Raw genomic sequence first — 7,752 nt, forward strand, 5'->3', positions numbered from 1 at the left:
GATCAGTGACCCATGCCCAATCCGCCGTCAACCGGGATGACGGCTCCAGTGATGTACGAGGCGTCGTCCGAGGCGAGGAACTTCACCGCGGCGGCGATCTCCCCGGGCTGCGCGTAACGGCCCAGCGGCACCTGCGCCACGATGCCCGCGCGCTGCTCGTCGGTGAGCACCGCGGTCATGTCGGTGTCGACGAAGCCGGGGGCGACGACGTTGAACGTGATGTTGCGCGAGCCCAGCTCACGCGCGAGGGAACGGGCGAAACCGACCAGGCCGGCCTTGGAGGCGGCGTAGTTGGCCTGGCCCGCCGAGCCCAGCAGACCGACGACCGAGGAGATCAGGACGACCCGGCCCTTCTTGGCGCGCAACATCCCCCGGTTGGCACGCTTGACGACCCGGAAGGTGCCGGTGAGGTTGGTGTCGAGGACGGACGTGAAGTCCTCCTCGGACATCCGCATCAGGAGCTGGTCCTTCGTCACGCCGGCGTTGGCCACGAGGACCTCCACCGGACCGTGCTTCTCCTCGATCTCCTTGTACGCCCGCTCCACCTGGTCGCCGTCGGTGATGTCGCACCGCACCGCGAGGAACCCCTCCGGAGGCTGGCCGGAACGGTACGTGATGGCGACCTTGTCGCCCGCCTCGGCGAACGCGCGGGCGATGGCGAGGCCGATGCCCCGGTTTCCTCCGGTGACGAGAACCGAGCGGCTCAACGGATCACCCTTTCGATAGCGGTCTGGTAGCCGAAAACCTATCGGTAACGCTCCCGACATGAGGAATCGACCTCCGACAGTCGCATACCGGCGCGACTGTCGAGTCCCTACAGCTCCGGGGCCTCGCGGGGGATCCGTACAGGGCTCCCGTCTGCGCCGCACGCCGTCCCCGCACGCCCCGGGACGGCGGAGCGCGACAATGCGCCGCCCCCGCGCCCCGAGGCGTGATTGACTGCGCGGGCAGTCCAACCGCCGCCTTTTGATCGCCGAGAGCGAGGCCGCTCGTGGTCCATCAGATCGACCCTTCGTTCGTCGCGCTGCCGTTGCGGGCGCTCGCCGACGCGGCGCTCGCCCGAGCGCGCGCGCTCGGTGCCGAGCACGCCGACTTCCGTCTGGAGCGGGTGCGCAGCGCCTCCTGGCGGCTGCGCGACGCCAAACCGTCCGGCTCCTCGGACACCACCGACCTGGGGTACGCGGTACGGGTGGTGCACGGAGGGGCCTGGGGGTTCGCCTCCGGGGTGGACCTGACCATGGACGGGGCCGCCCGGGTCGCCTCGCAGGCGGTGGCCATGGCCCAGCTGTCCGCGCGGGTCATCGCGGCGGCCGGGTCCGACGAGCGGGTGGAGCTGGCGCCGGAGCCGGTGCACGAGGACAAGGTCTGGATCTCCTCGTACGAGATCGACCCCTTCTCCGTGCCCGCCGAGGAGAAGGGCGCGCTGCTCGCCGACTGGAGCGCGCGGCTGCTGCGCGCGGACGGCGTGGCGCACGTGGACGCCTCACTGCTGACCGTCCACGAGAACAAGTTCTACGCGGACACGGCGGGGACCGTGACCACGCAGCAGCGCGTCCGGCTGCACCCGCAGCTGACGGCGGTGGCCGTCGACGAGACGACCGGCGAGTTCGACTCGATGCGGACGATCGCTCCTCCGGCCGGGCGGGGCTGGGAGTACCTGACCGGCACCGGCTGGGACTGGGACAGGGAGCTGGACGAGATCCCGGGGCTGCTCGCCGAGAAGATGCGGGCGCCGAGCGTCGAGGCGGGCCGGTACGACCTGGTCGTGGACCCGTCGAACCTCTGGCTGACCATCCACGAGTCGATCGGCCACGCCACCGAGCTGGACCGGGCGCTCGGCTACGAGGCGGCGTACGCGGGCACGTCCTTCGCCACCTTCGACCAGCTGGGCAAGCTGGCGTACGGCTCCTCGGTCATGAACGTGACGGGCGACCGGACCGCCGAGCACGGGCTCGCGACGATCGGGTACGACGACGAGGGCGTCGAGGGGCAGAGCTGGGACCTGGTGAAGGACGGCACGCTCGTCGGCTACCAGCTGGACCGGCGGATCGCGAAGCTCACCGGGCTCGGCCGGTCGAACGGCTGCGCCTTCGCGGACTCCCCCGCGCACGTGCCGGTGCAGCGGATGGCGAACGTCTCGCTCCAGCCGGACCCGGGCGGTCTTTCCACCGAGGACCTGATCGGCGGGGTGGAGCGGGGCGTCTACGTGGTCGGTGACCGCTCGTGGTCGATCGACATGCAGCGCTACAACTTCCAGTTCACCGGACAGCGCTTCTTCCGCATCGAGAACGGCCGGCTGGCCGGGCAGCTCCGGGACGTGGCCTACCAGGCGACGACCACGGACTTCTGGGGCTCGATGGAGCAGGTCGGCGGCCCGCAGACGTACGTCCTGGGCGGCGCGTTCAACTGCGGCAAGGCCCAGCCGGGCCAGGTCGCCGCGGTCTCCCACGGCTGCCCCTCCGCCCTCTTCCGGGGCGTCAACATTCTCAACACGACGCAGGAGGCCGGTCGATGAGCCGCGTCAGCAAGCCGTACGAGATCGTCGAGCGGGCCCTCGAGCTGTCCCGTGCCGACGGGTGCGTCGTCATCGCCGACGAGGAGTCCTCGGCCAATCTGCGGTGGGCGGGCAACGCGCTCACCACCAACGGCGTGACCCGGGGCCGGACGCTGACGGTCGTCGCGACCGTCGACGGCTCCCAGGGGACCGCCTCCGGTGTCGTCTCCCGGTCCGCCGTGACCGCCGACGACCTGGAGCCGCTGGTACGGGCCGCCGAGGCCGCCGCGCGCGCCGCGGGACCCGCCGAGGACGCGCAGCCGCTGGTGACCGGGGTGCCCTCGTCGCCCGATTTCACGGACGCCCCGGTGGAGACCTCCTCCGCCGTGTTCGCCGACTTCGCTCCGGCGCTCGGCGAGGCCTTCGCCCGCGCCCGGGCCGGGGGCCGCGAGCTGTACGGCTTCGCCAACCACGAGCTGACCTCCACCTATCTGGGGACGTCGACGGGGCTGCGGCTCCGGCACGACCAGCCGAACGGCACCCTGGAGCTGAACGCGAAGTCCCCCGATCGCTCGCGCTCCGCCTGGGCGGGCCGGTCCACCCGGGACTTCAAGGACGTCGACCCGGCCGCGCTCGACGCGGAGCTGGCGACCCGGCTCGGCTGGGCGGAGCGGCGGATCGAGCTGCCCGCCGGGCGGTACGAGACGCTGCTGCCGCCGACGGCCGTGGCCGACCTGCTGATCTACCAGCTGTGGTCGTCGACGGCCCGGGACGCGGTGGAGGGCCGTACGGTCTTCTCCAAGCCCGGCGGCGGCACCCGGCTCGGCGAGACCCTCTCCCCGTTGCCGCTGACCCTGCGCAGCGACCCGAACGAGCCGGGCCTGGAGTCCGCGCCGTTCGTGATCGCGCACTCCTCCGGCGACGACTCGTCCGTCTTCGACAACGGGCTGCCGGTCGCACCGGTGGACTGGGTCCGGGACGGGAAGCTGGCGCACCTGATCACCACCCGGCACACGGCGGCCCTCACCGGCTCGCCCGTGGCGCCGGGAGCGGGGAACCTGATCCTGGACGGCGGCGGCGAGAAGTCCCTGGAGGAGATGGTGGCCGCCACCGGGCGCGGTCTGCTGCTGACCTGCCTCTGGTACATCCGCGAGGTGGATCCGGCGACGCTGCTGCTGACCGGTCTGACCCGGGACGGCGTCTACCTCGTCGAGAACGGCGAGGTGGTCGGCGAGGTGAACAACTTCCGGTTCAACGAGTCGCCAGTGGACCTGCTGTCGCGGGCCTCCGAGGCGGGCCGGACGGAGAAGACGCTGCCGCGCGAGTGGAGCGACTGGTTCACCCGGGCCGCGATGCCCGCCCTGCGGGTGCCCGACTTCAACATGAGCTCGGTCAGCAAGGGGGTCTGACCCGCCTAGACTGGCCGAGAACAACTTCCCACGAGCATCACGAGGAGACGGACGATCGTGACCGACATCGTCGACGAGCTGAAGTGGCGCGGGCTCTTCGCCCAGTCCACCGACGAGGACGCACTGCGCAAGGCTCTCGCGGACGGTCCCGTGACGTTCTATTGCGGTTTCGATCCGACCGCGGCCAGTCTCCACGTGGGGCACCTCGTGCAGGTCCTCACCGTCCGCCGGCTCCAGCAGGCCGGGCACCGGCCGCTGGCGCTGGTCGGCGGGGCCACCGGTCAGATCGGTGACCCGCGGCCGACGGCCGAGCGCACCCTGAACGACCCCGAGACGGTCGCGAACTGGGTGGACCGGCTGCGCACCCAGATCGAGCCCTTCCTCTCCTTCGAGGGGGAGAACGCGGCGGTCATGGTGAACAACCTGGACTGGACCGCCGGTCTGTCGGCGATCGAGTTCCTGCGGGACATCGGCAAGCACTTCCGGGTCAACAAGATGCTGACCAAGGACTCCGTGGCCCGCCGCCTGGAGTCCGAGCAGGGCATCAGCTACACGGAGTTCAGCTACCAGCTGCTCCAGGGCATGGACTTCCTGGAGCTGTACCGCCGGTACGGCTGCACGCTCCAGCAGGGCGGCTCGGACCAGTGGGGCAACCTGGTGGCCGGTCTCGACCTGATCCACCGCCTGGAGCCGGGGGCGCACGCGCACGCGCTCGCCACCCCGCTGATGGTCAAGGCGGACGGCACCAAGTTCGGCAAGACCGAGGGCGGGGCCGTCTGGCTGGACCCGGAGATGACGACCCCGTACGCGTTCTACCAGTTCTGGCTGAACGTGGACGACCGGGACATCTCCACGTACCTGCGCATCCTGTCCTTCAGGTCCCGCGAGGAGCTGGAGGCGCTGGAGGCGCAGACCGCCGAGCGACCGCAGGCGCGGGCCGCGCAGCGGGCGCTCGCCGAGGAGCTGACCGCCCTGGTGCACGGCGCCGACCAGTGCGCGGCCGTCATCGACGCCTCCAAGGCACTGTTCGGGCAGGGCGACCTGACCGAGCTGGACGGGGCGACGCTGGCCGCCGCCCTGTCCGAGCTGCCGCACGTCCGGGTGACCGAGCTGGGCCAGGTCGTGGACCTGTTCGCCGAGGTCGGTCTGGTGGCGAGCAAGTCGGCGGCACGGCGCACGGTGAAGGAGGGCGGGGCGTACGTGAACAACGTGAAGATCACCGCCGAGGACGCCGAGGTGTCCGCCGACGACCTGCTGCACGGGCGCTGGCTGGTGCTGCGGCGCGGCAAGAAGAACCTGGCGGCGATCGAGTTCGCGGGGGCGTGAACCCCCTCTGTGTGAACCCCTTCGGCGCGAGCCTCTTCTCGCACGAGCCCTCCGCGTGAGCCCTTCGCGTCAGCGCTTCCTGTGAGCGCTTCGCCGGGGGGCTCGCGCGGGTGAAGGGCTGCCCGGGCCCCGGGTCTCGCCCGCTCTCCGCGCGGGTCAGCTCCGCTGTCTGTTGCCCTTCATCGAGACCCAGAGCATGTCACCGACTCCGACCACGGCGATGGCGCCGATCAGCTGGAGCAGATGACGGATCCAGTCGATGCCGCTGGTGTCGTTGACTCCGATCCAGGTCGCGACGGCGTTGCCGAGAAGGCTGCCGACCATGCCGAACACGATCGTCAGCCAGAGCGGGATCTGCTGTTTCCCCGGCAGGATCGCCTTCGCGATCAGACCGAGGACGAGTCCCACGATGATCGCCCACAACCAGCCCATGGTCGCCTCCTTCTGCGGGTCTGCGCCCAGTCTCGGCCCATCCGCCATACGGCGCATGTCGGACACCGCCATCCGTGCCCCGGTCTCGTCGGCGCGGGCGGGCGGGCGTACCGTGGAGCGAGGTCCGGACCAGGGAGGGTCCGGCGCGAGCGGCGGGTGGTGGAGGACGGTGCGCAAGCGCGGCGGAAGCGAGGTCATCCGGATCACGGGGGCCCGGCAGGGGCTCGCCGACGACGTGCGGGGACGGCAGCGGCGCTACATCATCTCCATGACCGTCCGCACACTGTCCGTGATCGCGGCGGCGGTGCTGTGGAACGTCGAGCGGCACGTGGCCGTCGTGGCGCTGGCCCTGGGCATCCTGCTCCCCTACGTCGCCGTGGTCATCGCGAACGCGGGCCGCGAGTCGGCTCCGTCCCTTCCCTCCACTTTCGTACCGGCTCCGGTGCGTCCGGCGCTGGCGTCCGACACTGCCCCGGAAGGCCAGGACGACGGCCCTTCGAGCGGCCGGAACTGAGTCACTTTCAGTGGCCGGAAACCTCAGTAAAAGCTCAGATCAATCATGAAGTTCCGGTGCACCGCACCCCAGGTGCCGTGACATACTGCGTACGCGCTCCGCATCCCCCGTCGGAGCGACAGACCGATGCCGGGCAGCTCCCCCCGTGGCTGCTCGGCATCGCCTTTGCCGGACAATGACCGGATGAGCGAAGAGAATCCGACCTGTTCCGCCAAGGGCTGCCGCGCCGACGCCGTCTGGGTCCTGGCGTGGAACAACCCCAAGCTGCACACGCCCGAGCGGCGCAAGACCTGGCTCGCGTGCGACGAACACCGCGAGCACCTCTCCCAGTTCCTGAGCGTACGGGGCTTCCTGAAGGACGTCGTCCCGTTCGCCGAGTGGGAGTCAGCCGCCGATCGCTGACATCGGGCGCTCGGGCTGGAGGAAGCTCGGGTCGTCGAGGCCCGAGCCCGCCTTCTTGCCCCACATCGCCCGCTCCCACAGCGCGGCGATCTCCTCGTCCGGCGCGCCGGAGCGGAGCGCAGCCCGCAGGTCCGTCTCCTCCGTGGCGAACAGACAGGTCCGCACCTGCCCGTCGGCGGTGAGCCGGGTCCGGTCGCAGGCCCGGCAGAACGGCCGGGTGACCGAGGCGATGACGCCTACGGTGTGCGGTCCGCCGTCCACGGTCCAGCGCTCGGCGGGGGCCGAGCCGCGCTCGTCGGCGCCCTCGGGGGTCAGGGTGAAGCGGGTGCGCAGGGACTCCAGGATGTCACCGGCGGTGATCATCCCCTCACGCTTCCAGCCGTGCTGGGCGTCCAGCGGCATCTGCTCGATGAAGCGGAGTTCGTAGCGCTGTGTGATCGCCCAGGCGAGCAGATCGGGGGCCTCGTCGGCGTTGAGTCCCGGCATCAGGACGGCGTTGATCTTGACCGGGGTGAGTCCGGCGTCCCGGGCGGCGGCCATGCCGTCCAGGACGTCCCGGTGCCGGTCACGCCGGGTGAGCGTCTTGAAGACCTCGGGGCGCAGGGTGTCCAGGGAGACGTTGACGCGGTCGAGTCCCGCGGACCTGAGGGCGGCGGCGGTGCGCTTGAGACCGATGCCGTTGGTGGTGAGGGAGATCCGGGGCCGGGGCTCCAGGGCCGCGCAGCGCTCGACGATGCCGACGAGACCGGGACGGAGCAGGGGTTCGCCGCCGGTGAAGCGGACCTCGGTGACGCCGAGGCGGGTGACGGCGAGGCGGACGAGGCGGACGATCTCGTCGTCGGTGAGCAGGTCCGGCTTGGCGAGCCACTGGAGGCCCTCCTCCGGCATGCAGTACGTGCAGCGCAGGTTGCAGCGGTCCGTGAGCGAGACGCGGAGATCGGTGGCCACCCGGCCGTAGGTGTCGCTGAGCACTGTGGGCCCCCTTCCCGTCTTGCGTATGCGTGTGTTCTGAGACTACGTGAGCCCTCGGACAGCGAGGAGGGCAGATTGTCACGGGACCGGGGGGGGGGGGGGGGGGGGGCCCCCGCCCGGGGGCCCCCCCCCCGGGGGGGCGCGGGGGGCCGGGGGGGGGGGCCGCCCGGGGGGGGGCCCCCCCCCGCCCCCCCCCCCCCGGG

General features: G+C 71.4%; 8 protein-coding genes. 5 read left to right on the plus strand and 3 right to left on the minus strand.

The window, feature by feature from the left end; translation table 11 throughout:
• Nucleotides 1–2: 2 nt before the first annotated feature.
• A complete protein-coding gene (gene fabG / locus ACIRQY_RS07785; RefSeq protein WP_403922879.1) occupies nucleotides 3–707 on the minus strand; it encodes a 3-oxoacyl-[acyl-carrier-protein] reductase in 705 nt (234 codons plus the stop codon).
• 284 nt (nucleotides 708–991) lie between these two features.
• Here fabG and ACIRQY_RS07790 point away from each other — a divergent pair, with 284 nt between their 5' ends.
• Genes ACIRQY_RS07790 through tyrS form a run of 3 tightly spaced genes read left to right on the plus strand, consistent with a single transcriptional unit; the run spans nucleotide 992 to nucleotide 5,229 of the window.
• Nucleotides 992–2,515, plus strand: a complete 1,524-nt coding sequence (locus ACIRQY_RS07790) for a TldD/PmbA family protein (RefSeq protein WP_403922881.1) — start codon at nucleotides 992–994, stop codon at nucleotides 2,513–2,515.
• Complete coding sequence (locus ACIRQY_RS07795; RefSeq protein WP_403922883.1) at nucleotides 2,512–3,903, plus strand: metallopeptidase TldD-related protein; 1,392 nt, start codon at nucleotides 2,512–2,514, stop codon at nucleotides 3,901–3,903. The genes ACIRQY_RS07790 and ACIRQY_RS07795 overlap by 4 nt, the downstream gene beginning before the upstream one ends.
• Nucleotides 3,904–3,960: 57 nt before the next feature.
• Nucleotides 3,961–5,229 carry a tyrosine--tRNA ligase gene (gene tyrS, locus ACIRQY_RS07800; RefSeq protein WP_403922885.1) on the plus strand — a complete coding sequence of 423 codons (1,269 nt, stop codon included), beginning with the start codon at nucleotides 3,961–3,963 and terminating at the stop codon, nucleotides 5,227–5,229.
• 156 nt (nucleotides 5,230–5,385) lie between these two features.
• Here the strand turns inward: tyrS and ACIRQY_RS07805 are convergent, their stop codons facing one another.
• A complete protein-coding gene (locus tag ACIRQY_RS07805; protein ID WP_351794960.1) occupies nucleotides 5,386–5,661 on the minus strand; it encodes a GlsB/YeaQ/YmgE family stress response membrane protein in 276 nt (91 codons plus the stop codon).
• A gap of 169 nt (nucleotides 5,662–5,830) precedes the next feature.
• Between ACIRQY_RS07805 and ACIRQY_RS07810 the strand changes: the two genes are divergently transcribed.
• Both ACIRQY_RS07810 and ACIRQY_RS07815 read left to right on the plus strand, forming a co-directional pair.
• Nucleotides 5,831–6,175 carry a DUF3099 domain-containing protein gene (locus ACIRQY_RS07810; RefSeq protein WP_403922887.1) on the plus strand — a complete coding sequence of 115 codons (345 nt, stop codon included), beginning with the start codon at nucleotides 5,831–5,833 and terminating at the stop codon, nucleotides 6,173–6,175.
• Between the two features lie 183 nt (nucleotides 6,176–6,358).
• Nucleotides 6,359–6,577 carry a hypothetical protein gene (locus tag ACIRQY_RS07815; RefSeq protein ID WP_351794966.1) on the plus strand — a complete coding sequence of 73 codons (219 nt, stop codon included), beginning with the start codon at nucleotides 6,359–6,361 and terminating at the stop codon, nucleotides 6,575–6,577.
• On the opposite strand, the gene moaA is transcribed toward ACIRQY_RS07815, so the two are convergent.
• Complete coding sequence (gene moaA / locus ACIRQY_RS07820) at nucleotides 6,560–7,549, minus strand: GTP 3',8-cyclase MoaA (protein WP_351794969.1); 990 nt, start codon at nucleotides 7,547–7,549, stop codon at nucleotides 6,560–6,562. The two genes, ACIRQY_RS07815 and moaA, sit on opposite strands and share 18 nt — an antisense overlap.
• Nucleotides 7,550–7,752: the final 203 nt, after the last annotated feature.

Origin of the sequence: Streptomyces sp. NPDC101490, assembly GCF_044767145.1 — a bacterium.
In the GTDB taxonomy this organism is placed as follows: Bacteria; Actinomycetota; Actinomycetes; order Streptomycetales; family Streptomycetaceae; genus Streptomyces.